Source organism: Mesorhizobium sp. B2-3-14 (assembly GCF_006442175.1).
Lineage (GTDB): Bacteria > Pseudomonadota > Alphaproteobacteria > Rhizobiales > Rhizobiaceae > Mesorhizobium > Mesorhizobium australicum.
The window spans coordinates 498,822-524,870 of the sequence record NZ_VFVP01000003.1 but is presented as its reverse complement, the minus strand read 5'-3'; the positions used below and the strand labels follow the sequence as shown (position 1 = coordinate 524,870).

25 protein-coding genes are annotated in these 26,049 nt (G+C 63.7%); 15 read left to right on the top strand and 10 right to left on the bottom strand.

Translation table 11 applies throughout. The features are described 5' to 3' along the window. Positions 1-120: 120 nt before the first annotated feature. On the bottom strand, positions 121-762 hold the full coding sequence (locus FJ950_RS11415; RefSeq protein WP_140616848.1) for a DNA-3-methyladenine glycosylase: 642 nt from the start codon (positions 760-762) through the stop codon (positions 121-123). A 75-nt stretch (positions 763-837) separates the two neighbouring features. On the opposite strand from FJ950_RS11415, the gene gluQRS reads away from it, so the two are divergent. Then, positions 838-1,713, top strand: coding sequence for a tRNA glutamyl-Q(34) synthetase GluQRS (gene gluQRS / locus FJ950_RS11410; RefSeq protein ID WP_140616847.1), 876 nt, complete (start codon positions 838-840; stop codon positions 1,711-1,713). A 149-nt stretch (positions 1,714-1,862) separates the two neighbouring features. Continuing rightward, positions 1,863-2,765, top strand: a complete 903-nt coding sequence (locus FJ950_RS11405; RefSeq protein WP_140616846.1) for a DMT family transporter — start codon at positions 1,863-1,865, stop codon at positions 2,763-2,765. Here the strand turns inward: FJ950_RS11405 and FJ950_RS11400 are convergent. Then, positions 2,735-3,586: a YihY/virulence factor BrkB family protein gene (locus FJ950_RS11400; protein WP_015315569.1), complete on the bottom strand. Its 852-nt coding sequence runs from the start codon at positions 3,584-3,586 to the stop codon at positions 2,735-2,737. The genes FJ950_RS11405 and FJ950_RS11400 overlap by 31 nt on opposite strands. 58 nt (positions 3,587-3,644) lie before the next feature. Between FJ950_RS11400 and FJ950_RS11395 the strand changes: the two genes are divergently transcribed. The 7 genes from FJ950_RS11395 to FJ950_RS11365 all read left to right on the top strand — a co-directional run bounded on the left by FJ950_RS11395 (position 3,645) and on the right by FJ950_RS11365 (position 9,181). Then, positions 3,645-4,511, top strand: coding sequence for an SDR family oxidoreductase (locus tag FJ950_RS11395; protein WP_140616845.1), 867 nt, complete (start codon positions 3,645-3,647; stop codon positions 4,509-4,511). A gap of 26 nt (positions 4,512-4,537) precedes the next feature. Next, positions 4,538-4,729: a twin transmembrane helix small protein gene (locus tag FJ950_RS11390; RefSeq protein WP_015315567.1), complete on the top strand. Its 192-nt coding sequence runs from the start codon at positions 4,538-4,540 to the stop codon at positions 4,727-4,729. 18 nt (positions 4,730-4,747) lie between these two features. Next, positions 4,748-5,329, top strand: coding sequence for a cob(I)yrinic acid a,c-diamide adenosyltransferase (locus FJ950_RS11385; protein ID WP_015315566.1), 582 nt, complete (start codon positions 4,748-4,750; stop codon positions 5,327-5,329). A 31-nt stretch (positions 5,330-5,360) separates the two neighbouring features. Then, positions 5,361-6,161 (top strand): rhomboid family intramembrane serine protease, encoded by an 801-nt coding sequence (locus FJ950_RS11380; protein ID WP_140616844.1) that lies wholly within the window; start codon positions 5,361-5,363, stop codon positions 6,159-6,161. Positions 6,162-6,394: 233 nt separating this feature from the next. Next, entirely contained in the window at positions 6,395-7,144 is a 750-nt protein-coding gene (locus FJ950_RS11375) for an electron transfer flavoprotein subunit beta/FixA family protein (RefSeq protein WP_140616843.1), read from the top strand. Between the two features lie 20 nt (positions 7,145-7,164). Further along, positions 7,165-8,094: an electron transfer flavoprotein subunit alpha/FixB family protein gene (locus FJ950_RS11370; RefSeq protein ID WP_140616842.1), complete on the top strand. Its 930-nt coding sequence runs from the start codon at positions 7,165-7,167 to the stop codon at positions 8,092-8,094. Between the two features lie 208 nt (positions 8,095-8,302). Beyond that, positions 8,303-9,181 (top strand): 3-hydroxybutyryl-CoA dehydrogenase, encoded by an 879-nt coding sequence (locus tag FJ950_RS11365; protein ID WP_015315562.1) that lies wholly within the window; start codon positions 8,303-8,305, stop codon positions 9,179-9,181. Between the two features lie 12 nt (positions 9,182-9,193). Here the strand turns inward: FJ950_RS11365 and FJ950_RS11360 are convergent, their stop codons facing one another. The 3 genes from FJ950_RS11360 to FJ950_RS11350 form a co-directional block, all read right to left on the bottom strand. Beyond that, complete coding sequence (locus FJ950_RS11360; RefSeq protein ID WP_181171170.1) at positions 9,194-11,176, bottom strand: PAS domain S-box protein; 1,983 nt, start codon at positions 11,174-11,176, stop codon at positions 9,194-9,196. A gap of 164 nt (positions 11,177-11,340) precedes the next feature. Further along, positions 11,341-11,979, bottom strand: coding sequence for an NrsF family protein (locus FJ950_RS11355; RefSeq protein WP_140616841.1), 639 nt, complete (start codon positions 11,977-11,979; stop codon positions 11,341-11,343). 1 nt (position 11,980) lies between these two features. Further along, complete coding sequence (locus tag FJ950_RS11350; RefSeq protein ID WP_015315559.1) at positions 11,981-12,532, bottom strand: sigma-70 family RNA polymerase sigma factor; 552 nt, start codon at positions 12,530-12,532, stop codon at positions 11,981-11,983. A 443-nt stretch (positions 12,533-12,975) separates the two neighbouring features. On the opposite strand from FJ950_RS11350, the gene FJ950_RS11345 reads away from it, so the two are divergent. The 5 genes from FJ950_RS11345 (at position 12,976) to FJ950_RS11325 (ending at position 19,347) form a co-directional block, all read left to right on the top strand. Next, complete coding sequence (locus FJ950_RS11345; protein ID WP_015315557.1) at positions 12,976-14,025, top strand: hypothetical protein; 1,050 nt, start codon at positions 12,976-12,978, stop codon at positions 14,023-14,025. A gap of 9 nt (positions 14,026-14,034) precedes the next feature. After that, positions 14,035-15,387: a hypothetical protein gene (locus FJ950_RS11340; protein WP_140616840.1), complete on the top strand. Its 1,353-nt coding sequence runs from the start codon at positions 14,035-14,037 to the stop codon at positions 15,385-15,387. 121 nt (positions 15,388-15,508) lie between these two features. Then, complete coding sequence (locus tag FJ950_RS11335; protein ID WP_015315555.1) at positions 15,509-16,516, top strand: iron ABC transporter substrate-binding protein; 1,008 nt, start codon at positions 15,509-15,511, stop codon at positions 16,514-16,516. A gap of 171 nt (positions 16,517-16,687) precedes the next feature. Next, the gene (locus tag FJ950_RS11330; RefSeq protein WP_181171168.1) at positions 16,688-18,268 is read left to right on the top strand and encodes an iron ABC transporter permease; all 1,581 of its coding nucleotides are present in this window, start codon (positions 16,688-16,690) and stop codon (positions 18,266-18,268) included. After that, the gene (locus FJ950_RS11325) at positions 18,265-19,347 is read left to right on the top strand and encodes an ABC transporter ATP-binding protein (protein WP_140616838.1); all 1,083 of its coding nucleotides are present in this window, start codon (positions 18,265-18,267) and stop codon (positions 19,345-19,347) included. Before FJ950_RS11330 ends, FJ950_RS11325 begins: the two co-directional genes overlap by 4 nt. 43 nt (positions 19,348-19,390) lie before the next feature. On the opposite strand, the gene FJ950_RS11320 is transcribed toward FJ950_RS11325, so the two are convergent. From FJ950_RS11320 to FJ950_RS11300, 5 genes are all read right to left on the bottom strand, one after another. Further along, complete coding sequence (locus FJ950_RS11320; RefSeq protein ID WP_140616837.1) at positions 19,391-20,200, bottom strand: phosphodiesterase; 810 nt, start codon at positions 20,198-20,200, stop codon at positions 19,391-19,393. A 32-nt stretch (positions 20,201-20,232) separates the two neighbouring features. After that, on the bottom strand, positions 20,233-21,333 hold the full coding sequence (locus FJ950_RS11315; RefSeq protein WP_015315551.1) for a sn-glycerol-3-phosphate import ATP-binding protein UgpC: 1,101 nt from the start codon (positions 21,331-21,333) through the stop codon (positions 20,233-20,235). Between the two features lie 14 nt (positions 21,334-21,347). Continuing rightward, positions 21,348-22,262, bottom strand: coding sequence for an ABC transporter permease subunit (locus FJ950_RS11310; RefSeq protein WP_015315550.1), 915 nt, complete (start codon positions 22,260-22,262; stop codon positions 21,348-21,350). 7 nt (positions 22,263-22,269) lie between these two features. Continuing rightward, positions 22,270-23,154 (bottom strand): sugar ABC transporter permease, encoded by an 885-nt coding sequence (locus FJ950_RS11305; RefSeq protein ID WP_015315549.1) that lies wholly within the window; start codon positions 23,152-23,154, stop codon positions 22,270-22,272. 155 nt (positions 23,155-23,309) lie between these two features. Continuing rightward, complete coding sequence (locus FJ950_RS11300; protein ID WP_015315548.1) at positions 23,310-24,662, bottom strand: extracellular solute-binding protein; 1,353 nt, start codon at positions 24,660-24,662, stop codon at positions 23,310-23,312. 236 nt (positions 24,663-24,898) lie between these two features. On the opposite strand from FJ950_RS11300, the gene FJ950_RS11295 reads away from it, so the two are divergent. After that, entirely contained in the window at positions 24,899-25,933 is a 1,035-nt protein-coding gene (locus FJ950_RS11295; RefSeq protein WP_140616836.1) for an endonuclease/exonuclease/phosphatase family protein, read from the top strand. Positions 25,934-26,049: the final 116 nt, after the last annotated feature.

The following is a 26,049-nucleotide window of genomic DNA, read 5'->3' as shown; positions in this document are numbered from 1 at the left end:
CCTCCTAGTTCTAGAACCGTTCGGCGTGGATACTGTAAGCCTGACATGACAGGGATGTGAAGCGGATTGTCGCTGGCACGAAGCGCCAAAAACACATGATTTTTAGGCTTTCTTGCGGATTCAGGCCGGCGGCGCGGCGTCCCGGCCCCTGGTTTCGCGATAATAGGACCAGAAAAGCCGCGATGCGACACCTCGCCACGGGCTCCATGATTCGGCCAGCGCGATCAGTGTTTTCTCCGCTGGACGAGGGTCGATGCCGAGCGCATGGCCGACAGCGCTCTGCAGGGCGACGTCGCGCGCCGGGAAAATGTCGGGATGCCCGGCCGCAAACAACAGATACACTTCCGCCGTCCACGTACCGATACCGGGCACCGCCGTCATCCTGGCGATCGCCTCCATGGCATCGAGCGAACAGAGGTGATGCAGATCGAGCCCATCGGCCACGGCCTGGGCGACCGCGATCAGGCCGCGCTGCTTGGGCCGCGACAGGCCGGCCTCGCGAAACATGTCCTCGCCGGCGGCAAGGATCGCCCGCGGCGTCAGCGGATCGACGAGTTTCGTCAGCCGGCCGAAGATCGCATCGGCGCTCGCCCGCGACACCTGCTGCGAGACGATGATCGAGGCCAGGCTCCTGAAGCCCGGCTCCGAAAGCCTGAGCGGCACCTCGCCGGCCATGCCGCGCACTTTCCCCAGGCGCGGGTCGATGAGGCAAAGCGCGTCCAGCCCCCGCTCAACGTCGTCCAGTGTCGCGATGCGCTGCATGGTATCCTTGTCCGAAGATGTGCAGCAAGGTAGCAACCGCCAAAACCACAGCACAACCCGATTGCCGCTCGAGACATGACGCTCCTGACATTCCGCTTCGCGCCCAGCCCCAACGGCGAACTGCATCTGGGCCACGCCTATTCGGCGCTGCTCAACCAGAAGCTCGCAAATACCAGTGGCGGCCGCTTGCTGCTGCGCATCGAGGATATCGACACCACGCGCTGCGCGCCAGAGTTCGAGGCGGGCATGATCGCCGATCTGAAATGGCTGGGCCTCGACTGGGAAAAGCCCGTGCGCCGCCAGTCCGAGCATTTTGCAGAATATGGAACGGTGCTCGAGCGCCTGATCCGCGAGGAACTCGTCTATCCCGCCTTCATGAGCCGCGGCGAGATACGTGCCTTCATCGCCGACGGCGAAAAGCGCGGGCGCGACTGGCCGCGCGATCCCGACGGTGTGCCGCTCTATCCCCCGGCCGACAAGGCGCTTTCGATGAAGGAACGCAACCGGCGGATTGCCGAGAATGCGCCCTTCGCCTGGCGGCTGGACGTCGGCGCCGCCATGGCGCGTGCCGGCAGGGACCTCTCATGGGCCGAATTCAGCGACGGGACGCTGTCCACGACGCGCTCCGTCGAGGCGCGTCCGCAGGATTGGGGCGACGTTATCGTGGCGCGCCGCGACATCCCGACCAGCTACCACCTCGCCGTAGTCATCGACGATGCCCTGCAAGGCGTCAGCCATGTCGTGCGCGGACAGGACCTGTTTTCCGCGACCGGGGTGCAGCGCCTGCTGCAGGAGATTCTGGGATTGCAGCCACCCGCCTATTTCCATCATCGGCTGATCCTCGGGCCGGATGGGCGAAAACTGTCGAAGAGCCTGAGGGATACCGGCCTTGCCGCCTTGCGCGACGCAGGCGCTTCGCCGGAAGAAATCAGAAGGATGGTAGGGCTTTGACCAGCATTATATCAGGAGAAACGCTCTCCGGACACGCCACCCGTTCAACCCCCTTGACGCATGGATCAATCGTTTCGTTTTGCGCCCGGGGTTGAACAGGACTAGAGCATCCTCACGGTTAATTCTCACCAGCGCGGCGATCCCGGAAAATGTCCAGCATCAAGCGGTTCATCCCCGCCACCTTCGTTGTCCTGTGGGCGACCGGCTTCATCGGCGCGCGTTACGCCATGCCATGGGCGGAGCCGTTCACCTTCCTCGCCGCGCGTTTCGTGCTCGCCGCCATCCTGCTGGCCGTGCTGATGCTGGTGCTGGGCTCGAAACGAGCCACCCGCGAGGAGGCGCTGCATGCCACCGGCGCCGGCGTGCTGATGCATGGCATCTATCTCGGCGCCGTCTTCTGGGCCATCCATCGAGGCATGCCGGCCGGCTTTTCGGCCCTGATCGTCGGCCTGCAGCCGCTGATCACCGCAGTGCTTGCCGGCAAGGTTCTGGGCGAGGCCATCCTGCCGCGCCACTGGCTTGGCCTCGCTATCGGGCTGGTCGGCATCGTCATCGTGCTGTGGCCGAAACTCGGGGCGCTCGGTGGCGGCGTGACGACGGCGACGCTGGCCGCCTCGCTGGTCTCGGTGCTCGGCATGAGCGCCGGCACGATCTGGCAAAAGCGTTTTGCGTCCGGCGGCGACCTCGTGGCGGCCACCATGTGGCAATATGTCGGCGGCGCTTCGCTGATGATCCTGGCTTCGCTTGCCTTCGAAACCCAAACCGTCGTCATCAATGGCGAATTGGTCTTCGCCATGGCCTGGCTGCTGCTGGTGCTGTCGCTCGGCGCCATCTTTCTCCTGATGGTGATGATCCGCGACGGCGAGATGTCGAAAGTGGCCTCGTTGTTCTACCTGGTGCCGGCGGTGACGGCCGTCATCGCCTGGGCCTTGTTCAACGAGCAGCTCAACGCGCTGCAGATCGTCGGCATGGCCATCACCACTTTCGGCGTGGGCCTGGCAACCGCCCGAACAGGCAAACTTCAGCCGACCCGGGCACGCGCCTCTAGATAACGGCTGATCGCGGCGTTGAGCTCGCCGCCGAGGATGAAGATCGCCGAGACGATGTAGAGGAAGACCACCGCGATCATGATCGAGGCGAGACCGGCATAGGTCGTCACATAGGACGAGAAATGGTCGAGATAGGTGGCGAACATGGTCGAGCCGATAAGCCATGCGGCCAGTGTGAAGATGATGCCCGGAATCAGCGAGACGAAACGGCGCTTGCCGGCCGGTAGCCAGTAATGGACGGCAAACAGTCCGCCGATGATGACGGTTGAGGCGATGACGTACCGCCACAGCGTGATCGTGCCCGTATAGGGTTTGATCCATTCGAAATGGGCTTCCGCCAGCCGCGCCAGCAGGGGAGCGAACACCAGCAGCACGCTTATCGCCAGGAACCCGGCGGTCGCGATCAGCACGAAAAAGATGCTTTGCACCCGGCGATAGATGATGCCGCGCGTTTCCGTGACCCGATAGGCGCGGTTGAGCGAGGTGCGCAGCGCCTCGATGCCGTTGGAGGCAAAGTAGGCGGCAAGCAGCACACCATAGGTCAACAGATCGCTGCGCCTGACGGTCAGCACGTTCAGCACCTCGTGTGCGATCGGCTTGGCGATCTGGTCCGGCCAGGTGTCGAAGACCAGGTGCACCGCTGTGTCGGCAAAGGCCTGGGCGCCAAGGAAGCTGCCCAGCGTCGTGGCGAAGATCAGGAATGGAAACAGCGCCATCAGCGAGGTGATCGCCAGATGGCTGGCCATCGCCCAGCCGTCATCGGTGTTGAAGTGGCCGAGCGCGTCGTAGAGCACGCGGCGCAGGGCGACAATGTTCCGCAGCAAGGACGCGCGCTCCCCTCGATTGTCTCGACGCCGCGAATATGGGAAATGAATGCGGCAAATGGCAACCCTTCGTCAAACCCCGAATTCTCCAGCTGCAGAGTTGCGCACCATCATCGTCACCGGCGCGTCTTCCGGCATAGGCGCCTATTGCACCCGTGCATTGAAGGCTGAGGGCTGGCGGGTGTTCGCGACGGCGCGCAAGCCGGAGGACATCGCCGCCCTCGAAGCCGACGGCATCGAGGCTTTTTACCTCGATTATAGCGAACCGGACTCCATAGCCGCCCTGGTGACGGCGGTGCTCGACCGCACCGGCGGCAGGCTCGACGCGCTGTTCAACAACGGCGCCTACGCGCAGGCAGGCGCCGTCGAGGATCTGCCCGTTGCGGCGCTCAGGGAGCAGTTCGAGGCCAATTTCTTCGGCTGGCACGACCTGACCCGCCGCCTGGTTCCGGTGATGCGACGCCAGGGCCACGGCCGCCTCGTCCACTGCTCGTCGATCCTCGGTCTCGTGCCGGTGCGCTTCCGCGGCGCCTATTCGGCCTCCAAGCATGCCTTGGAGGCGCTGATGCTGTGCCAGCGCCAGGAACTGGCCGGCAGCGGCATCCATGTCTCGCTGATCGAGCCGGGGCCGGTGAAATCGAAGATCGCCAGCAATGGCCTGCCCTGGTTCCTCAGGAATATCGACCATGAGAATTCCGCGCATCGCGCCGACTATGCCGCGCAAGTGGAGCGCATGCGCGCCGGCGGCAGCCAATCGACGCGGAAGCCCGGGCCTGAAGTGGTCCACAAGGTGCTCCGCCATGCACTTCTGTCGCGGCGCCCGCGCCCGCACTATGTGGTAACAATGTCGGCCAGGATCGGCGCCATGCTTAAACGCATCCTGCCGGCCTCGATGCTCCACCGCCTGCTCGCCAAGCGCGCCTGAACAAGCAAAGAACTGGAAACGCAAAAATGGCCACTGCCTTCAACATCCTTGCCATTCTGGTCATGGCCGCCGTGGTGGTCGTGCTGATCAGGGGGCTCATCAACATGATGCGCGGCGGCTCCGGTGTGACCTCCAACAAGCTGATGCAGGCCCGCGTCCTGCTGCAGGCCGTGGCGCTGGCGCTGATCCTGCTGGCCGTGTATTTCACCCGCAAGTGAGGCTTTTCGGGAGGCGATGTGGTCAAGCTCAACAAGATCTACACCCGCACCGGCGATGATGGCACTACGGGCCTTGGCACTGGTGAGCGGCGGCTGAAATCCGATCTCAGGGTGGACGCCTACGGCACGGTCGACGAAGCCAATGCCTGCATCGGCATGGCTCGCGTGCATACCGAACAGAGCTACCAGGCGATCGACGCCATGCTCTCGCGCATCCAGAACGATCTCTTCGACCTCGGCGCCGACCTCGCCGTGCCTGATGACGGCAAGCCGCTTGGCTACGAGCCGCTGCGCATCGTTGCCACGCAGACCGACCGTGTCGAGCACGATATCGACGTCCTCAACAAGAAGCTCCAGCCGCTGAAATCCTTCGTGCTGAACGGCGGCACGCCGGCAGCGGCGGCGCTTCATCTCGCCCGCACGGTGGCACGGCGCGCCGAGCGGCTGATGGTCGCCCTGGCTCAGGACCCGGCCGAACACGTCAACCGCGACGGGCTGAAATACATCAACCGCGTCTCGGATTTCCTGTTTGTCGCCGCCCGGGCGGTCAATGACAACGGAAATGCCGACGTGCTATGGGTTCCCGGCAAGAACCGCTGAACGGACCAGAGGCGGGAGGGGCCGGCGACCGATGTTCATCCCGCTTTACGACACCAACAGGCTGCGCCACATCAGGCTGCAATATGTGACCATCGGTCTGATTGTCGCCAACGCCGTGATCTATTGCGCCACGGCGCTCGGCGGCGAGAACTTCACCAATGCCGCCGTGCTTGGTCTCGGCTTCATCCCGTCCGTCGTTCACGACACGGCCGAACTCGACCCCCGCTTTGTCATCATCCCCGAGAGCCTGAGCTATCTCACCTATTCCTTCCTGCATGCCGATATTTTCCATCTCGGCGGCAACATGCTGTTCCTTTGGGTTTTCGGCGACAATGTCGAGGACGCGCTCGGCCACATCCGCTACCTGATCTTCTATCTGCTGTGCGCCATCGCCGGAGCCGCCTTCCAGGGGCTGGTCGCCTGGGATTCGCAGGCGCCGCTGATCGGCGCGTCGGGTGCCATCGCCGGCGTGGTCGTCGCCTACCTGATCCTCTATCCCAGGGTGAAGGTGTGGGTGCTTGCCTTCGCCCGCATCCCTTTGCGCATTCCAGCCTTTATTCCGCTCATCCTGTGGGTGCTGTTCCAGATCGTGATGTTCGCGGCCGGCGGCGAGGATCAGATATCCTGGGCCTGCCACATCGGCGGCATCATTGCCGGCGCGGTTCTGGTGCTGGTCCTGCGCAGCCGCGGCGTGCCGCTGTTCGCACCCGCCGACGAGGATGCCGTGGTACCGAGCCCTGAACAGCCGCCGGTGGTCGGCGAACCAGCGGCGCCCCAAACGGCCACCACCACGACGCGCTGGGGACGTGGAAATCCTTCTGGCCCAAACTGAACCGATTTGAGCGGCTTTCAGCGTATTGACGGCAGGGGTTGCCACAATTACGGAAACGTCTCCGCCGCGGCCCAAGGCGTTTAAGGAGCAGCCAGGGCGGGCAAAGACCAGAATTTCCATCCGGCCAGAATTCCGTCTGGCCGGAATTCAGTCAGGAATGTCGGCTTTCGACAACTCAGAAGGGGCGCAGGCTGCTATAGCGCGCCCAACTAGCGTGAAGAGGTGACAGGCAAATGAAGATCCTTGTGCCCGTGAAGCGGGTTGTGGACGCGAACGTCAAGGTGCGCGTGAAGGCTGATGGTTCGGCGGTGGAACTGGCCAACGTCAAGATGGCGATGAACCCGTTCGACGAGATCGCGGTGGAAGAGGCGATCCGGATCAAGGAAGCCGGCAAGGCCGAAGAGATCATCGTCGTGTCGATCGGTCCGCAGCAGGCGCAGGAAACCTTGCGCACCGCGCTCGCCATGGGCGCCGACCGCGCCATCCTGGTCAAGACCGACGAACAGACCGAGCCGCTGGGCGTCGCCAAGGTGCTGAAGGGCGTCGTCGATGCGGAACAGCCAGGCCTTGTCATTCTCGGCAAGCAGGCGATCGACGACGATTCCAACCAGACCGGCCAGATGCTGGCCGCCCTGCTCGGCTGGGCCCAGGGCACCTTCGCTTCCAAGGTCATCATCGACGGCGACAAGGCCAAGGTGACGCGCGAAGTTGACGGCGGACTGCAGACGGTGGAGTTGAAGATGCCGATAATCGTCACCGCCGACCTTCGCCTCAACCAGCCGCGCTATGCTTCCCTGCCCAACATCATGAAGGCCAAGAAGAAGCCGCTCGACGAGAAGAGCCCGGCCGATTACGGCGCCGACGTCAAGCCACGCCTCAAGGTGATCAAGACCGAGGAGCCGAGCGGCCGCAAGGCGGGTGTCAAGGTCAAGAGCGTCGCCGAACTGGTTGACAAGCTCAAGAACGAAGCCGGCGTGCTCTGAGATCGGAAGGAACAGACAACATGGCAATTCTCCTCATCGCCGAACACGACAACGCTACCCTTTCCGACCAGACCGCCAAGGCGCTTTCGGCTGCCCTGCAGATCGGCTCGGACGTGCATGTGCTGGTGGCCGGCAAAGGCGCCAAGGCTGCCGCCGACGCAGCCGCCAAACTGAAGGGCGTCACCAAGGTGCTGCTCGCCGAAGCCGACGAACTCGCCGAGCGCCTGGCCGAGCCGACGGCGGCACTGGTCGTCTCGCTGGCTGGCGCCTACGACACGGTCATCGCGCCGGCGACGTCGGCCGGCAAGAACATCGCGCCGCGCGTGGCGGCCCTGCTCGATGTCGCGCAGGTCTCCGAGATCATCGAAGTGGTCTCGCCCGATACCTTCAAGCGGCCGATCTATGCCGGCAACGCCATCCAGACGGTGCAGTCGAGCGACGCCAAGAAGGTCATCACCGTGCGCACCGCCTCCTTCCAGGCCGCGCCCGACGGTGGCTCGGCTTCGGTCGAGACGGTCAATGCGGCAGCCAATCCCGGCCTGTCCACCTTCGTCGAGAACAAGCTGTCGGAGACCGACCGTCCGGAGTTGACCTCGGCCAAGATCATCATCTCGGGCGGCCGCGCGCTCGGTTCCTCGGAGAAATTCCAGGAAGTCATCCTGCCGGTCGCCGACAAGCTCGGTGCCGCCGTCGGCGCCTCCCGCGCCGCCGTCGATGCCGGCTACGCGCCGAACGACTGGCAGGTCGGCCAGACCGGCAAGGTCGTCGCCCCCGATCTCTACATCGCGGTCGGCATCTCCGGCGCCATCCAGCACCTTGCCGGCATGAAGGATTCCAAGGTCATCGTCGCCATCAACAAGGACGAGGAAGCGCCGATCTTCCAGGTCGCCGACTACGGCCTCGTCGGCGACCTCTTCGTCATCCTGCCGGAGTTGCAGAAGGCGCTTTGACGCTTCCGCGCAACCGTATTAAATTGTGAGGGGTGGGGTAGACGAAGTCGCCCCACCCTTTTAGTTTGCACCGCACAATAAGCAGGCCACAAAGGCTGAGAGCAATTCCAGCAGCAGTGCGCAGGGGTTTTGCGCCGGGAATTGCGGGAAAACAAAGAGATGGGGCGGTTCGCGATCCAGCGAAAAACGCTCCGGACGGGATCGGGTAATGAGCAAGATCGAGACGATCGGCATCATTGGTGCGGGCCAGATGGGCGGCGGCATCGCCCACGTCTCCGCGCTTTCGGGCTATAAGGTGCTGATCTACGATATATCGCCCGACCGCATCGAGAAGGGCATTGCCACAATCAGCGGCAACATGGCCCGTCAGGTGGGGTCCGGCAAGCTCGACGAGAAGCTGCGCAATCAGGCCATGGCACGCATCGCGTCGGCACCGACGATGGCCGATCTCGCCGGCGCCGATCTGGTGATCGAAGCGGCGACCGAGGACGAAACCGTCAAGCGCAAGATCTATGCGCAGCTCTGTCCGCAGCTCAATCCCGAAGCGATCCTGGCGACCAACACCTCGTCGATTTCGATCACACGGCTAGCTGCCCAGACCGACCGACCGGAGCGGTTCATCGGCATACATTTCATGAACCCGGTACCGCTGATGAAGCTGGTCGAACTGGTGCGCGGCATCGCCACCGAGGACCAGACCTTCGAGGCGGCCAAGACCTATGTGAAGCAGCTCGACAAGACGATCACCGTCTCGGAAGATTTCCCGGCCTTCATCGTCAACCGCATCCTTCTGCCGATGATCAACGAAGCGATCTACACACTCTATGAGGGCGTCGGCTCGGTCGATGCCATCGACACCGCCATGCGGCTCGGCGCCAACCATCCGATGGGACCGCTGCAGCTTGCCGATTTCATCGGCCTGGATACCTGCCTGTCGATCATGCAGGTGCTGCATGACGGCCTGTCGGATTCGAAGTACCGGCCTTGCCCGCTGCTGGTCAAATATGTCGAGGCCGGCTGGCTCGGCCGCAAGACCGGGCGCGGCTTCTACGATTATCGCGGCGAGCATCCCGTTCCGACGCGCTGACGTGATTGCCGCTCACGAGGCCGCGGCGAGTGGCTTGGGCGGTTCTGACCTGTCATCGTCGCTGACCTTGCCGTCCGGCGCCACCGAAACGCATCCCCGGCCGGCGGCCTTGGCTGCATAGCAAGCGGCGTCGGCCCTTGCGATGATCTCGTCGACTTCGCCGCAATTGGCGCAGATCGCGGTCAACCCGATGCTGGCGCCGATCCCGTGCGGCCGGCCATCCCAGGTGAAGTTCAGGCCCGCTATCGCATCGATGATGGAACGCGCCGCGATCCTCGCGTCGGTGGTGGAAGCCGATTTCAGGATCACGGCGAATTCGTCGCCACCCAGGCGCGCGACGATGTCTTCAGGACCAAGCACGCCGCGCACGGCGTCAGCGACCCGCTTCAGCAGGGCGTCTCCGGCAGCGTGACCTCCCGTGTCGTTGACCAGCTTGAAATGGTCGAGGTCGATGAACATGAACTGATGGCGGCCCCCTGTCGTCGTGCCGTCCTTGCGCGCCTGATCGACCATCCCCTCCATGGCGCGGATGAAGCTCGAGCGGTTGGCAAGGCCCGTCAGTGCGTCGTGCGCGGCGGCATGGGCAAGCTGTCGCTGCAGGGCACGCGCATCGGTGAAGTCCTGGAAGACGATCACCAGACCGCAGAATTCGTTGCGTTCGTTGAGGATCGGCGACACGACCTGGCGGATGCTGCAGCGCGTGTCGTCGCGGCGGATGAGGACCGCGCGGCTGTTCTGGTCGGAGCGCGCCTCTTCGCCTGTCACCGGCCGCGTCATCCCGATCCTGTGGCCGGTCTCCTCGTCGACTGCCCAGTAGACATGGCTCAGCGTCTTGCCCAGCGCATCGTCACTGGAAACGCCGGTCAACTTTTCGGCCACCGGGTTCATGAAAGTGACGCGGTTCGCGGCATCGGTGCAGATGACGGCATCCCCGATCGATTGCAGCGTCACCCTCAGCCGCTCCTTCTCGTCGGCCAGCATCGCCGCCGAGACGATGAGCCGTTCTTCGGCCTGCTTTCGCCGGGTGATGTCCATCAAGCTGCCGATCGCTCTGACCAGGTGTCCGTCCGCATCGCGCTCGATGGCCTTGCCGCGGTCGAGGATCCAGATCCAGCGGCCGTCCTTGTGGCGCATGCGGAACTCGGCTTCGAAAAATTCCGTCTCGCCGGCGAGATGGGCGCGATCGGCCTCCGCGACCGTGGCGCGATCGTCTGGATGGATCATCGTCAGCCAGCGATCGGGGTCGCCATCGAGCTCGCCATCCCCGTAGCCCAGCATCTTGACCCAGGTGGAGGAATAGGTGGTGCCCCCCTTGCGCATGTCGAAATCCCAGACACCTTGACCGGCGCCGGCCAGCGCGAAGTTCCAGCGCGTTTCGGCCTCTGTGATGCGCGCCTCGGCCTGTTTGCGCGCGTCGATGTCCTCGATCTGCGAGACGAGATAGAGTGGCCGGCCGCTTTTCTCGTCGCGAATAACCGAGCCGGCAAGATGAGCCCAGACGGGTGTGCCGTCCTTCTTGAGATAACGCTTCTCGAAGTGGAAGGCATCGACGGTGCCCGCCTTCAGGCCGGCCATCGTTTCGCTGCCGATCTGCACATCGTCGGGATGCGTGAGCTGGAAGAAGGTCAGTGCCTCGATCTCGTCGCGGCTGTAGCCAAGCATGGCGGCAAAGGCCGGATTGGTCTGGAGAATACGCCCGTCGAGACCGACGATAGCGATGCCGATCGCCGAGTCCTCCATGGCCCGGCGGAACCGCTGCTCGCTATCCGTGATCTGCCGTCGATCCTCCGAGATTCGACCGATGAACAGATAGGCCGCGAAAAGCGCGCAGACCGTCACCGCGACCGATATTTGGAGGCAAAGTCTGAGGGCTTGCGCGCCAAGGTCCAGCCTTGACAGTACAAGCGAGGCGGCCACTACGGCCAGACCGGCCACAAGCAGCGTGAGAGCTGCATGCTTGTGCCGTCCCGGCCTGATGATACCTCGCAATGTCACGATTCGTGCCACCCCCGTGGGCAATCGCTTTTTCCCGTTAAAACCCTGAAGGATCGATTTTAAGGAAAGGTTGCGCCAAGGGCATAGGCGACATGGAAAACCGGCAAACAATTGCCGGCATGATTAAGGATCGGTATTCACGGGGTGTAGGCGTGAGTATCCTGCTACCAGCGCACGAAAAACCGCCCGCCGAGCGCACCAAGCAAAGCGAGAGCTGCGATGGCGATCGTGTACCAGGTGGCAACGAAAAGCGGCGAATCGTCGAAGCAGTGCGCCGCATAGAAAGTCGCCGCCAGCCCGCCGGCAAGCAGCCCCGCGACCGCGCCGGCAAGCACCGGCCGTGTCGGCGCGCCATAGCGCAGCATCCACAGGAAGATGGCCAGCGGGCCGATGCCGATCAGCGGGATGAAGCCCATGCAGATCATCATGTTCGAGCCGATCATGCGCGTGCTCCACAGGGCCTGCGGCACCACGAAGAGCTCCAGCACCACGGCCACCGCGACCAGCAGCGGCGCCGCGATCATCGCCGCCATAGCCCGGCCTGTCGCCGCGCCCGGCGTCGATAGGGCACGGATCAGGGCAAAGGCGCTGATGGCGAGCACGATGGTGAAAACGAATTTGGACAGGAAACGGATCGTGTGCGCGGCCACCATGAAGTCGGGGCGCGGCCCGATCGTCATCATGAAGACAGCGGCCGCGACCAAGGCGGCCGCACCAGCCGCCAGCCACCAGGCCGAGCGCAATGGCATCGCCTTGCTGCGGGCATCGGCGTCGAGCGCCTTGATGAGATCGTCGGTCTTCATGTCATTCCCGCCCGAACCGCCCCTGCCCGAATCGCCTGGCTATGGCGGTAAGTCCCCGGTGCAGCGACACCCGCACCGCCGTCTCGCTGATGCCGAACTTAGCCGCCGTCTCGCCGATCGAGCGGCCCTCCACGGATACTGCTGAAACCACGGAACGCTGTGCCGGCGGCAGCCCGTCAAGCGCCCGGTTGATGTCCCGCTCGCTGACGGTTTCCGTTTCGGGCTCGGCGAACGTTTCGGCGATGTCGTCGACATCGATCTCGATGCGCCGTCCGCGCCGCCGGAACGCATCGATCAGCTTGAAACGGGCAATCGCATAGACCCAGGGCAGCACCGGCGCGTCCTGGCGCCAGGTGTGCCGTTTCACATGAATGGCCAGCAAGGTTTCCTGCACGACATCCTCGGGATCGACCCCGCCCTGCACGATCTTGCGCCTGACGAAACCGCGCACCAGCGCGGCAATCCGGTGCAGAAAGTCGGCATAGGCCTTTTCATCCCCCGCGATCGCGGCCCGCATCAGCCGGGAAAGCTCGGCCTCGTCCTTGCCGCTCACAAGAGTTCACTCCCCGATCTTCGCGCCTCGGCACTGATTTGTTACGTGGCCGGCGAAATAATGTCCAAGCCAAACTAGGGGCAAATCACGAAAGTTTGCGGGATGGCTCGCTAAATTCCCGGACGGGTTCTCTGGTTCCCAGCTCATGCGTGAGGAGCGGCGCGGGACCAACCTTTGATTGACGTAAGGTAAACCCTTCTGTAGCGTCAAGGGATCGGAGGGCGGCCGAAATGGATTTCATTGAACGCATTTTTGGATTTTCTCCCGACAATGGCTCGGGAACTTTCGAGAGCAGCCTTGTCATTGCGGCCATAGTCCTTGTCGCCGCCGTCTACTTCTACAGAAGACAGGGATCACTGAAGAAATAGCCTCTGGACAACCGGCGGAGACAGGTCCGCCGGGAAAACATTACCGTTGCGTCCTCTCAGCGTGGGAAACACGACATGGCAGGATCTCTGGTCAACCACATCAGAACCGCGGCCTTGCTGTTGTTCGCCGCCGAATTCTGGAAGCGTCTGGCCGCCGGGCTGAAGGTGCTGTTTGCCACGATATGCAGGCTGCTGTGCCGGCTGGCCAAGGACCAGCGGCTGCCCAGCCCGGCGCAGAATGACTGCTGCATCCAGCTACCGCCCGACATCTACAAGCGCGCCGATCCTCTTCTATACGCCCAGTACTATCTGATGGCGCAGGGGCTCGCGGTCACCTGGGACAATCCCGACATCGACATTTTCGACGGCACCTTGCCGGTCAGCGGCGCGCTTCAGCCAGCACATGCATATCGCGTTCGCGTGCGCGTCTGGAACGGGTCCTATGACGCCCCAGCGGTGGGCGTCGGGGTGGCACTGTCCTACCTGTCATTCGGCGCCCAGACCATTTCCCGTCCGATCGCCAACGTCGCCATAAATCTCGGAGCCAAGGGCACGATCGATTGCCCTGCCTATGCCGAGTTCAGTTGGACCACCCCCGCCACCGGCGGCCACTACTGCCTTCAAGCACAGCTTTCCTGGGGCGATGACGCCAACCCCAGCAACAACCTTGGCCAGAAGAACGTCAACATTGCCGAGATGCGCTCACCGGCGAAGTTCGTCTTCAGCGTGCGCAACGAGGCCTCGGTCGTCCGGCGTTTCCAGATCGAGGCGGACTGCTACGCTCTGCCGAAGCTGCGGCCATGTATCCCGCCACGCGGCCAGGGTCGAGACGAGCGCACGGACACCCCACAGCCGCGGCTCGCCGAAAGCAAGGCGCGCTGGGCCGAGGCCCTCGAGGAACAGGCGTATGGCCGGTTTCCCGTGCCGGACGACTGGTCGGTCAGGATCGTCCCAAGAACGCTTTTGCTGCAGCCGCGCCAGCTGACCGAGATCGCTGTCGAAATCGAACCGAAGGACACCGCGTTCCGCGGCTCAAAGACCTTCAACGTCCACGTCTTCACGATCGGCGAGAGTGGATCGCGCACCATGACCGGCGGCGTGACGCTCACCGCCACGAAAGGCTGAGGCGCTCCGATGGCTTACAAGCACTATACGAGCTGCTTTCTCTATCCGGCCGGTGGCAAGCCCTACAACGAGGACGATCGGCTGGCTTTCCTCGCCGGCCAGGCGCTGCAGATCATCGTGATCACCGGGTTGGCGGCCGCCTTCGGCCTGCTGCTGGGGCCGGTCGGTGCGGCACTTGCCGCGGCAATTGCATTTCTGGCGTCCGCCACCGCGACGATCGACAAGGCCGCCGGGGAATGGCTCAACCATCGCCTGGTCTGCCTCGACAAGGACAACCCGAAATGCGCCGTCGGCATCGTCTCCTACAATCCGTTCCGCAGCGATCTCGGCGCCTTCGACAACGACCAGTATTTCGACGTCATACTGATGCCGCATCCGACGACCGAAATTCTCAACGCCGAGACCAACGAGGCGGCCTTGGCGGCGGCCAATCGCTACAATGCCGACGGCACCGTCGTGGCGGAATTCGCCGCCAGCGTCGCGGCCCATCCGGCCAACGATATTCTCAATGACGGCTTTCAGGGTCATGAGTTGCTGTTGCCACGCGACGACCTAAAGACGGATCTGGGCTACGCACCGGCCGATGATCATGCCCGCTGGGGCCTGCACTGCGAGGCCGAGGGCGACTTCTGGATCAAGATGCGCCAATGGGCGCCGGCCATCGTCATCCTGCTCACGGCGGCCCTGGTCGTCACGGTGGCCGCGGCGGCCGCCGGCGCCAGTGTCGGAGCGGCTGTCGGCTGCGCCATAGGATCGTTCTTCCTGGGTGCGCTGGGCTGCGCCATCGGCTCGTTCCTGGGAGGATTGCTCGGAGCGGCCATTGGCGGCGCCATCGGCGGAGCGGCATCCTATTTCGGCGGGGTCAAGCCGGTCCTGCAGGGATTGTTCAACTGGAACCCCGGCAATGTCGAGGACGCCAATGTCGGCGACAAGGTGCTCGGCCCCATCAGGATGGGCGATCATGTCGCCGTCCTCGGCGAACATGTCTATGACGGCTATCACAAGGGCTGGCACGAGTTTCATCCGCTGATGGCGGTGGTCAAATTCGATGCGGTCGCCGGTGTCGACGCGAAACACTATCTGCAGTGGGATCCTGACTTTGCCGACACGGGCACGGTTCCGCCCAAACCGCCGGGCGAGACCACCGACCTGACCGCGCAGGATATACGTGACGGGCTTGGCAGCGCGGCGTTCCGGACGCGCTGCGACAATCTGCGCAGGACCTGGTGCGCCATGCTGAACGAAGCGTTCGATCCCGAGACCAAACGAACACAGCAGGGGCTGGACCAGCGCTGGACCATTCATCCGATGGTCGATGGCTGCATCCCGCAGGAGCAGCCACCAGCCCCGCATATCGGGTGATGCCATCGGCGTCCGACACGCGAGACCGTGATGATGCCCGTCGTCTTTCAATCTTGACTAGTGCATTCATGAATTGGTACTCGGACGCACCCCAGTGCGGGACAACCCGAGGAGTACCCTTATGAAATCCCCCCTTCTTGCCCTTGCCAGCGTAGCCGCGCTTGCAATCAGCCTCGCCGCTGGTCCGGCGACGGCCGAAGATGCCGGCATCGTCGTCTATAACGCCCAGCATGAAAGCCTGGCGAAGGAATGGGCGGAAGGGTTCACCAAGGAAACGGGGATAAAGGTCACCTTGCGCAACGGCGGTGACAGCGACTTCTCCAACCAGATCGTCGCCGAAGGTGCTGCCTCGCCCGCCGACGTGTTCCTGACGGAAAATTCGCCGGCCATGGTGCTGGTCGAGAATGCCGGCCTGTTCGCGCCGGTCGACGCCGATACGCTGGCTCAAGTCCCGCAGGACTATCAGGCCACCAGCGGCAAATGGGTGGGCGTGGCCGCGCGCAGCACCGTGTTTGCTTATAACACCACCAAGCTCAAGGCAGACCAGCTGCCCAAGTCGATGCTCGATCTCGCCGACCCGAGCTGGAAGGGCCGCTGGGCGGCTTCGCCTTCCGGCGCCGATTTCCAGGCCATCGTGAGCGCTTTGCTGCAGCTCAAGGGCGAGCCCGCCACGGCCGACTGGCTGAAGGCGATGAAGGAGAACTTCACCGCCTACAAGGGCAACAGCACCGTGATGAAGGCGGTCAATGCCGGTGAGATCGAAGGCGGCGTGATCTACCACTACTACTACTTTGGCGATCAGGCCAAAACCGGCGAAAACTCCAAGAACGTCGCGCTGCACTATTTCAAGAACCAGGATCCGGGCGCTTTCGTATCGGTTTCCGGCGGCGGCGTGCTGGCCTCGAGCAAGCATCCCAAGGAAGCCCAGGCCTTCCTGAAATGGGTGACCGGCAAGAACGGCCAGGACGTGCTGAAGAACGGAACCTCCTTCGAATACGCGGTCGGCAAGGGCGCGCAGTCCAATCCGAAGCTGGTGCCACTGGCCGACCTGCAGGCGCCGAAGGTCGATGCCACGACGCTGAACTCCAGGAAGGTCACCGACCTGATGACGGCAGCCGGCTTGCTTTAGTTGTCGTTCTTCCTAATAAGGACGTCAGATCGTGCTCCCGCGGGAATTCACCTTTCGCGGGAGCGTTTTGTTTCGAGATGCATTCGTCCATGACGACACGCTTCGTTCCTGACCGCGACCGTGGTCCCATGATTGCCGCTGCCGCGTCGCAACGGTATGGCGCCTGAACTGATGCAGTCCGCGGTCGATCTCGCGCGTCCCGGCCTGCCGCCCAAGATGCGTCGACGGGCGCAGCGGCGGGCGGCGCCTTGGCTTGTCGCCGCCGCCATATTTGTCTCCCTGCTGGCGCTGCTGCCGCTCGCTTTCATCATCTGGATCGCGGTGCAGACCGGCTGGGAGACGGTCTCGGCACTGGTCTTTCGGCCGCGTGTCGGCGAACTGCTGGTCAACACCGGCCTGCTCGTCCTGCTGGCGGTGCCGATCGCCATCACCTTGTCGGTGACGCTGGCCTGGCTGACGGAACGCAGCGACCTGCCCGGTGCCCGGCTCTGGTCCTGGCTCTGCGTGGCGCCGCTCGCCATCCCCGCTTTCGTGCACTCCTATGCCTGGATCACCCTGGTGCCCGGGCTGCACGGCCTGTGGGCTGGCGTGCTGGTGTCCGTCATCGCCTATTTCCCTTTCCTCTATCTGCCGGTGTCGGCGGCCCTGCGCCGTCTCGATCCCGCTCTCGAGGACGCGGCCGCGGCACTTGGCCATGGACCCTGGCGCGTGTTCTGGCGCGTCGTGCTGCCGCAGCTCAGGCTCGCAATATGCGGCGGCTCGCTGTTGGTCGGCCTGCATCTGCTGGCCGAATATGGCCTCTATGTCTTCATTCGCTTCGACACCTTCACGACCGCGATCGTCGATCAGTTCCAGTCGACCTTCAACGGCCCGGCCGCCAACATGCTGGCCGGCGTGCTGGTGACCTGCTGCTTCGTGCTGCTCGGCCTCGAAGTGCTGGTCCGCGGCGAGGAGCGTTATGCCCGTGTCGGCTCCGGTGCCGCGCGATACCAGCAACGAATGAACCTCGGCCGCGCCACCCTGCCCAGCTTGCTGCTGCTCGCCGTCACCACACTGCTGGCGCTTGGCGTTCCGTTCGTGACCATCGGGCGCTGGCTCGCCGCCGGCGGCGCCGATGTCTGGCGCTTCGACGAGATCGGCCTGGCACTCGGCCAGACGCTGTTCCTGTCCCTCGCTGGCGCCCTGCTTGCCACTGTCGCGGCCATGCCGATGGCCTGGATCTCTATCCGCGCGCCGGGTCCGTTGCAGCGCTTGCTCGAGGGATGCAATTACATCGTCGGCTCGCTGCCCGGGGTCGTGATCGCGCTGGCACTGGTCACCATCACGGTGCGCATCGCACTGCCGCTCTACCAGACCTTGTTCACTATCCTGGTCGCCTATGCACTGATGTTCCTGCCGCGCGCGCTGGTCAGCCTGCGTGCATCGATCGCGCAAGCGCCGGTCGAGCTCGAACGCGCCGCGTCCAGCCTCGGCCGGCGGCCGCTCAATGCGCTGTGGTCGACGACGATCCGCCTGTCGGCGCCCGGTGCGGCGGCGGGCATGGCGCTGGTGGCGCTCGGCATCATGAACGAACTGACCGCGACCCAGATGCTGGCGCCGAACGGCACCCGCACACTGGCCATGGCGTTCTGGTCCTACAGCAGCGAGATCGATTACGCCTCGGCGGCTCCTTACGCCTTGATCATGGTGGCGATGTCGCTGCCCCTGACCTGGCTGCTCTACGTCCAGTCGAAGCGGATGGCAGGACGATGAGCTTTCTCGAACTCGGTAATCTGCACAAGCACTACGGCCCGGTCGCCGCACTGGCCGGCGTCAACCTGAACGTCGCCAGCGGCAGCCGCACGGCGATCGTGGGACCTTCCGGCTGCGGCAAGACGACCTTGCTGCGGCTGATCGCCGGCTTCGAGGCGCCTGACCAAGGCCGCATCGTACTCGACGGCCAGATGCTGGCCAATGGCGGCGCCGCTGTCCCGGCACACCGCCGCGGCATCGGCGTGGTGGCGCAGGACGGCGCCCTGTTCCCGCATCTGACCATCTCGGACAATATCGGCTTCGGCATGGCACGGGACGACGACAGGCGCGCCGAGCGCATCGTCGAACTTGCCTACATCGTGGGACTCGACAAGGCGATCCTCAAACGCCGCCCGCACGAGCTCTCCGGCGGCCAGCAGCAGCGCGTGGCGCTGGCCCGCGCCATGGCGATGAAGCCGCGGCTGATGCTGCTCGACGAGCCGTTCTCGGCACTCGACACCGGCCTGCGCGCCTCGATGCGCAAGGCGGTGGCCGAACTTCTGGAGGCGGCCGGCATCACCACCATCCTGGTGACGCACGACCAGGCCGAGGCGCTGTCCTTCGCCAGCCAGGTGGCGGTAATGCGCGATGGGAAATTTTCCCAGGTCGGCACGCCGCGCGAGCTCTATCTCAAGCCGAAGGACAGGATGATCGCCGAGTTCCTCGGCGATGCCATCATCCTGCCGGCGAGCATTTCGGGCGGCTTCGCCAGTTCGCCGCTGGGCCGCATCGCCGTCGACGCGCCGGACAGCCGCGATGTCGCCCGCATCATGCTGCGGCCGGAACAGATCGGCCTGAAACGCACCTCGCGCGAGGGCATGTCGGGCACATCGGACATGCCGTTCGGCGAGGTGACGGAATCGGAGTTCGCCGGCTCGACATGCACGATCGCGGTGCGGCTCCTGAACAATTCCGATCCGCCCGACGCCGCGGCCATCGGCGGCACACCGCTGATCCTGCGCAAATCCGGCATGGACGCGCCGGCGGTCGGCGAGATCGTGCGGCTGACCGTATCGGGCAAGGCGCACGTCTTCGCTTGAGCCCGACGATTTTAAGCCGCTGAACCCAAGCGAAGTGGCAAGCTTACGCCGTGATGCGTTCGCCGGTTTCGGCTGAATAGATCGGCCATTGCTCGATAAAATCGCAACCGTGCACCACCACGCACGCGTTGGCGCTGTCGATGAGGATGACGGCGTAGGACGGCGGCGCTTGTTCGACGATCTCGCTCGATCGCTCGAGGGCGAGCTCGAAGCGGGCATGCAGGCCGCGCTGCGCCGAGAACGGGATGCCGGCAACGGTGCCGGCAATGTCTCGATGCACATGGCCGAAGAAGATATGCCGGACGTTGCCATGGCCCCGCAACAAGTCGAGCAACCGCTCGGGCTGTTGAAGCGCCAGCGGATCGAGTTGAGGCAGGCCGAGCGCGACCGGCGGATGATGCAGGAACACGTAAGCGGGCCGGCCGGCCGACTGTTCCATCCGGGCTTCGAGCCAGGCAAGCCGCCTCTCGCACAGTTCGCCCTCGATGCGCCCTTCCGCCAGGCAGTCGAGAAACAACAGCACTTCGTTGCCGGTATCGTGGACCGATTGCACGAAGCCGTTTTCGTCGACCGGAACGTCGGGAAACGCAGCGATGAGATTGGCCCGCCGGTCGTGGTTGCCCGGCAGCAGCCTATACGGCACCGACAGCGTGGTCAGGGCAGCGCGCAAATCGGCATAGCTCCGCGGCGCACCGGTCTCCGTCAGGTCGCCGGTGAAGACGCAAAGCGCCGCGTCGGCGTGATGCGCATTGATGTGCGCGATGCACTGATCCAGCCGCTGGTGCAGGTCGGCCCCATAGCGGCGCTCACCTTGCCGACCGAGATGCACGTCGGTGACCTGGATGATTTTCATGTACGTCTCTTTGGCTGTGCGCGTGCTGGAAATCAAAGCGCTGGCTCTGGCACCGAAGCCTTGAAGACATCGAGACGGGTCCCTGTCTCCGACGAGAAGAAGTGCATGTCGTCCGGCGAGATCTTCAGGCCGACGGTACTGCCGGGCTCCGGGTGAACGGGCTCCGAGGTCATCACCGAAAACGGCGCGCCGTCGAGGTCGACATAGATCACCCGCCCCGCGCCCAATTCCTCGACCAGGTCGACAGTCGCATCGAGCGCGCCCGGCGTTCCCGGCGCCACCAGCCGCACCGCCTCCGGCCGGATGCCCATCGCCACTTTCGTACCGACCGGCAGGCCGGCGCGAGCCATCGCCAGGCGCCGGCTGCCGCCGAGCAGCGACAATCCGTCGAGTTCGGCGGTGCCTTCGAGGATGTTCATGGCCGGCGCGCCGACGAAGGTGGCGACGAAGCGGCTGGCCGGGCGGGTGTAGATTTCACCTGGCGTGCCGACCTGTTCGACCCGTCCCCCATTCATCACCACCAGTCGGTCGGCCAATGTCATGGCCTCGACCTGGTCGTGGGTGACGAAGACGGAGGTGGCATTCAGCCGGCGATGCAGCTTGCGGATCTCCGAGCGCATCTGCACGCGCAGCTTGGCGTCGAGATTGGACAGAGGCTCGTCGAACAGGAACACCTTCGGCTCGCGGATCATGGCGCGGCCCATGGCGACGCGCTGCCTCTGGCCACCCGAAAGCGCCATCGGCTTGCGGTCGAGCAGTTGCTCGAGTTCCAGTGTGCGGGCCACCGCCTGGATGCGCTGGTTGCGCTCGGCCGAGGGAACACCGGCGACTTTCAGCGAATAGCCGATGTTCTGGGCCACGCTCATATGCGGATAAAGCGCGTAATTCTGGAACACCATGGCGCAGCCGCGCTCGCGCGGCTCGAGCTTGTTGACCACCGTGCCGTCGATGGCGATCGTGCCGTCGGAAATTTCTTCCAGCCCCGCGATCATCCTGAGCAGCGTGGACTTGCCGCAGCCGGACGGCCCGAGGATGACGACGAATTCGCCCGAGGCAAAGTCGAGATCCACGCCGTGCACGACCTGCGTCTTGGCATAGTTCTTCTTGACGCCGCGTATTGCGATGGAGGCCATTTTTTGTCTCCTTGTTACTTCTCGGTGGCGATCAGGCCGCGCACGAACCAGCGCTGCATCAGCACCACGACGATCATCGGCGGCAGCATAATGATGAGAGTGCCGGCCATGGCGATATGCCACTCCGGAGTGCCGCCGACGTTGGGGATGAGCTGCTTGAGCTCGGTCACCGCCATCGCATGCGACTGGTCGGTGGTGATGAGCAGCGGCCATAGATACTGGTTCCATGCCCACAGGAACATGATGGTCCCGAGCGCCGCCATGTTGTTGCGCGACAGCGGCAACAGGATATCGATGAAGAAGCGCAGTGGCCCGGCGCCATCCATGCGTGCGGCCTCCGTCAATTCGTCCGGCACGGTCAGGAAGAATTGGCGATAAAGGAACGTCCCGGTCGCCGTGGCGACCAGCGGCAGAATTAGGCCGGGATAGGAGTTGAGCAGCCCAACGCTGAGGTGGACCTGCACGCCCGAAACCGTTTCGATCAGCCAGCTCAGGCCGGTCACGTCCAGGATAGCCTGATACGGCTCGAGCACGTTGGCGACCACCGCGTAGGTCGGCACGATGCGCACTTCAAGCGGCAGCATCAAAGTGATGAAGATCAGCCAGAAGATCAGCGTGCGTCCGGGAAATCGGAAATAGACGATCGCGAAGGCGGTCAACGCCGAGACGATCACTTTGCCTGCGGCAACGCCTGTCGCAACGATGAAGCTGTTCAGCAGCTTGGGACCAAGGTCGGCCGTCACCCAGGCGGTCTTGATGTTGATCCAGAAATCGCTGCCCGGCAGCAGCGACATCGGCACGTCGTTGACATCCCTGAGATTATGCGAGGCCGCGATCGCCACGATGGCGAACGGCGCCACGCAGAAAACGAAGCCGACGAACAAGATCAGGTGCGTGAAAAAATTGAGGAACGGGGTGCGCTCGACCATATCAGTCTCACCTGTAGTGGACGCGCCGCTCGATGAAGCGGAACTGGAAAATGGTCAGCACGATGATGAGCAGCATCAGGATGATGCTCTGCGCGGCGGCGCCGGAGTAATCGAGGCCTTTGAAGCCGTCGGAATAGATCTTGTAGACCATCAGATTGGTGGCATTCGCCGGCCCACCGGACGTCATGATGTCGACGATGCCGAAGGAATCCTGGAAGCTTTCCGTGATGTTGATGACAAGCAGGAAGAAGATGGTCGGGGTGATCAGCGGAAACTGGATGTCCCAGAAGCGCCTCATGACACCAGAGCCGTCCATCGCGGCGGCTTCGATCAGGGAACGCGGGATCGCCTGGAACGCGGCGAGGAAGAAGATGAAGTTGTAGCCGACATACTTCCAGGAAAAGGCGATGATGATCGAAGCCATGGCGTCGGCGCCGTCCAGGCCGGGATCCCAGAAGCCGGGCCAGACCTGGTTGACGACGGCCATGAAGCCGGCTTCCGGCGCCAGGATGAAGCGGAATGCCAGCGCCAGGGCGGGCGCGGCGATGCCATAGGGCCAGATCAGCACCACGCGATACAGCCATGAGCCGGCTAGCTGGCGGTCGGTGAGCGCGGCGAGCACGAGCGCGACGAACATCGCAAGCCCGGTGCTGATGCCGGCAAAGACAAGGCTGGCGGTGATCGAGTTCCAGTAATCGGCGTTGGCCAGGATCGAGCGGAAATTGTCGAGCCCGACCCAGATGTTGCCGCCGCCCCAGGGCTGCTGCAGCGTCAGCGACCAGTATACGGCCTGGCCGGCAGGCCAGTAGAAGAAGGTGAAGATCAGCAGGAGCTGCGGCACCGCGAAAAGAATGCCGATTGTCCAACTGCCGAAAGTGACGCGTTTTTCCATCGGTCCGCCGTTGCCGCAGGGTGGTCAGCTTAAAGCAAGCGAGAGATTAATAACGAAATGTCCGCCCGTCGACCCAGGCATGATCCCGAAAACTGGAAACCGGTCTTCGGGATCATGCTCAAATTGGTCGGCGGGCGGTCTGGGAAATCCCTGGATCAGGGCAGGGTCTTGCCTGGATATGTCTGCTGGAAGCGGTCGAGGATGGCGTCGCCGTTCTTGACCAGCGTGTCGAGACCTTCCTGCACGGTGACCTTGTTGGCGAAGATCGCCTGCATCTGGGTGCCGAACTCGGCGCGGATCTGGGTGAAATTGCCCAGGCGGATGCCGCGGGTGATTTCGGTCGGCTCGGAGGCGGTCAGGCTGGCGATCGCGACTTCGCGGCCCTTGTAAGGCGCCTTGTCGTAAAAGCCCTGGCCCTTCATGTAGTCGAAGCCCGACTTGGTCACCGGGATGTAACCGGTGTTAGTCGACCAGAACAGGGCGGTCTTCGGATCATGGATGAAGTTGAGGAACGCGGCCGCGCCCTTGTATTCAGCATCCGACTTGCCCGAGAGAACCCACAGCGATGCGCCGCCGACGAGCGAGTTCTTGCGCTCCGTGCCGGCATAGACGGGCAGTTCGGCGACGTCCCAGTTCATGCCTTCCTTCTGCGTACGGCCAACCGTGCCGTGATCGCCGACCGAGGTCAGGATGACCTGGCAGGTGCCGGTGGCAAAGGCCTGGACCATATCCTGGCCGAGATCCTTCGACTTGATCTTGATCAGGCCGGCATCATACCACTTCTTGAGGTCGGTGACGTACTGCACGAACTTGGTCTTGTTGACTTCGAGGCGGGCGTCGAGGCCGTCATAGCCATTGTTCTTGGTAGCGATCGGCTGGTTGTGAATGGCGGAGAACTGCTCCATCAGCTGCCAGCTTTCATTGGCGGAGATGTTGATCGCCATCGGGCATTCATAGCCGGCGTCCTTCATTGCCTTGAGGTCGGCGCCGACGTCTTCCCAGGTCTTCGGCGCTTCGGTCTTGCCGATCTTGGCGAAGGCGTCCTTGTTCCAGTACATCAACGCCGTAGACGAGTTGAACGGGAAGGACAGCATCTCGCCTTTCGAGGTGGCGTAATAGCGGGCGATGCCGGGGAAATAATCGGCGTAGTCGATCTTGTAGCCGTTTTCTTCCATGAGCTTGTCGGCCGGCTTGTAGGCACCCGACAGCATCATGGTGGCGGTGCCGACGTCATAGACCTGAACGACGGTGGGCTGCTTGCCGGCGCGGAAGGCGGCAATGGTGTTCTGCAAGGTGGCGTCGTAATTGCCCTGGCTGGTGCAGACGACTTCATAGTCCTTCTGCGAGGCGTTGAAATTCTTGCACAGCGTGTCCACGACCCGGGCGAGATCGCCCGAAAGACCAAACCAGAAATCGAATTTTGTCGGTTCCGCGAAGGCAGGCATCGCCAGCGCGGAGCTGAGCACGCCAGCGGCAAGGGCAGCAAAGCCCCGCTTGATGATCGTCATGATTTCTTCCCTCTTGAATGACTGTTGACAAGGGTCTTGCGCAAGTCCTTGCCCGCTCTCTTAGAGAAGGTATGTGACAGTTCTGTTGTCGCCTCCCGGGCCTGTGCACAGCTGGTCTTTTCTCCCCTCCGGCGGCTACAGCGGCATGAAAACGTCACACCGGCGCCTTAGGTAGCTAGGGCGACTTCCAAGGACGTAAAGGCCGTCATTGTTATCCGGCTAAAAGGGATGATGAAATGCTGGTGAAGCAGCTGGCGCACGTGCCCATCACCGACAGGCAGGCGATGCGCGAAGGCCCGCGCGACAGCGCCACCCATTTGCGGCATGCAGCCGCCATTCCGGCTCTTGGCCAGATCGAAATCGGCGGCAAGGCGTCGCGCGCGAACGTCGGCGAGGCCTTGAAGGTGGTGGCCTGGAACGTCGAGCGGCTCCGTCATGTCGATGCCATTGCACGAACGCTTGCCGGGCTGGCCCCCGAAATCGTGCTGTTGTCCGAGGTGGACAAGGGCATGGCACGCTCCGGCAACGGCCATCCGCTCAGCGTGCTTGCCGACCGGCTCGGCCATGCCTTCGCCTATGGTGTCGAGTTCGTCGAACTCGCTGGCGGCAACGAGGCCGAGCGCATGGCAACCGGTGAAGCCGCCAACGCGGAAGGCTTTCACGGCAATGCCGTGACCAGTGGCATGCCGCTGCTGCGACCCTTCCTGGTGCGCCTGGACGCCGCCGGCGGCTGGTTTCGGCCGGAGCGCGGCCAACCGCGCATCGGCGGACGCATGGCGATCGGCGGCCAGGTGCGCATCGGCGACCGCAGGATGACGGTCGTCTCGGTGCACCTTGAAAACCGAACCGATCCGGCTGGCAGGGCAGCTCAGACACGCAAACTCCTCGACGCGATCGACAACTATGATGCGCAAGCGCCGGTACTGCTCGGCGGCGATTTCAACACGCTGACGGCAAGCCACGAGGAGCGCCATGACGACCCACGGGCGTGGATGGTTCGGATCATGGCCGAACCGGACCGGCTGATCCATGCCGAGCGTCACGAGCCGCTGTTCGCGGCCCTTGCCGAGCGCGGCTATGATTGGCAGGCCGCCAACAATTTGGACCTGCCCACCCAGCGCCGGCCCGCCGGCACCCCGGTTGGCCGAATCGACTGGTTCTTCACGCGCGGCCTCGCGGCCAGCGCGCCGGCGGTTCTTCCGGCGGTGTTGCCGGATGGCAGCCCAAGCTCGGATCATGACGCCCTGACAGTGACCGTCCGCCTGAAATAACCGTCGTCTTCAATCGATGCGGCTGACCTGGCCTGTGCTCTTGCGGTCAGCTTGCGCCGCAAAAGCACGCTATGGTTGCAGGCGGCTTTATCGATCCTTCAACAGCCAAGCATTAA

What these genes read in the sequence shown, in the direction of transcription:
- FJ950_RS11415 (WP_140616848.1), bottom strand. Translation starts at nt 762, where the DNA reads ATGCAGCGCATCGCGACACTGGACGACGTTGAGCGGGGGCTGGACGCG.
- gluQRS (WP_140616847.1), top strand. Translation starts at nt 838, where the DNA reads ATGACGCTCCTGACATTCCGCTTCGCGCCCAGCCCCAACGGCGAACTG.
- FJ950_RS11405 (WP_140616846.1), top strand. Translation starts at nt 1,863, where the DNA reads ATGTCCAGCATCAAGCGGTTCATCCCCGCCACCTTCGTTGTCCTGTGG.
- FJ950_RS11395 (WP_140616845.1), top strand. Translation starts at nt 3,645, where the DNA reads ATGGCAACCCTTCGTCAAACCCCGAATTCTCCAGCTGCAGAGTTGCGC.
- FJ950_RS11390 (WP_015315567.1), top strand. Translation starts at nt 4,538, where the DNA reads ATGGCCACTGCCTTCAACATCCTTGCCATTCTGGTCATGGCCGCCGTG.
- FJ950_RS11380 (WP_140616844.1), top strand. Translation starts at nt 5,361, where the DNA reads ATGTTCATCCCGCTTTACGACACCAACAGGCTGCGCCACATCAGGCTG.
- FJ950_RS11375 (WP_140616843.1), top strand. Translation starts at nt 6,395, where the DNA reads ATGAAGATCCTTGTGCCCGTGAAGCGGGTTGTGGACGCGAACGTCAAG.
- FJ950_RS11370 (WP_140616842.1), top strand. Translation starts at nt 7,165, where the DNA reads ATGGCAATTCTCCTCATCGCCGAACACGACAACGCTACCCTTTCCGAC.
- FJ950_RS11365 (WP_015315562.1), top strand. Translation starts at nt 8,303, where the DNA reads ATGAGCAAGATCGAGACGATCGGCATCATTGGTGCGGGCCAGATGGGC.
- FJ950_RS11355 (WP_140616841.1), bottom strand. Translation starts at nt 11,979, where the DNA reads ATGAAGACCGACGATCTCATCAAGGCGCTCGACGCCGATGCCCGCAGC.
- FJ950_RS11345 (WP_015315557.1), top strand. Translation starts at nt 12,976, where the DNA reads ATGGCAGGATCTCTGGTCAACCACATCAGAACCGCGGCCTTGCTGTTG.
- FJ950_RS11340 (WP_140616840.1), top strand. Translation starts at nt 14,035, where the DNA reads ATGGCTTACAAGCACTATACGAGCTGCTTTCTCTATCCGGCCGGTGGC.
- FJ950_RS11335 (WP_015315555.1), top strand. Translation starts at nt 15,509, where the DNA reads ATGAAATCCCCCCTTCTTGCCCTTGCCAGCGTAGCCGCGCTTGCAATC.
- FJ950_RS11330 (WP_181171168.1), top strand. Translation starts at nt 16,688, where the DNA reads ATGCAGTCCGCGGTCGATCTCGCGCGTCCCGGCCTGCCGCCCAAGATG.
- FJ950_RS11325 (WP_140616838.1), top strand. Translation starts at nt 18,265, where the DNA reads ATGAGCTTTCTCGAACTCGGTAATCTGCACAAGCACTACGGCCCGGTC.
- FJ950_RS11320 (WP_140616837.1), bottom strand. Translation starts at nt 20,200, where the DNA reads ATGAAAATCATCCAGGTCACCGACGTGCATCTCGGTCGGCAAGGTGAG.
- FJ950_RS11315 (WP_015315551.1), bottom strand. Translation starts at nt 21,333, where the DNA reads ATGGCCTCCATCGCAATACGCGGCGTCAAGAAGAACTATGCCAAGACG.
- FJ950_RS11310 (WP_015315550.1), bottom strand. Translation starts at nt 22,262, where the DNA reads ATGGTCGAGCGCACCCCGTTCCTCAATTTTTTCACGCACCTGATCTTG.
- FJ950_RS11305 (WP_015315549.1), bottom strand. Translation starts at nt 23,154, where the DNA reads ATGGAAAAACGCGTCACTTTCGGCAGTTGGACAATCGGCATTCTTTTC.
- FJ950_RS11300 (WP_015315548.1), bottom strand. Translation starts at nt 24,662, where the DNA reads ATGACGATCATCAAGCGGGGCTTTGCTGCCCTTGCCGCTGGCGTGCTC.
- FJ950_RS11295 (WP_140616836.1), top strand. Translation starts at nt 24,899, where the DNA reads ATGCTGGTGAAGCAGCTGGCGCACGTGCCCATCACCGACAGGCAGGCG.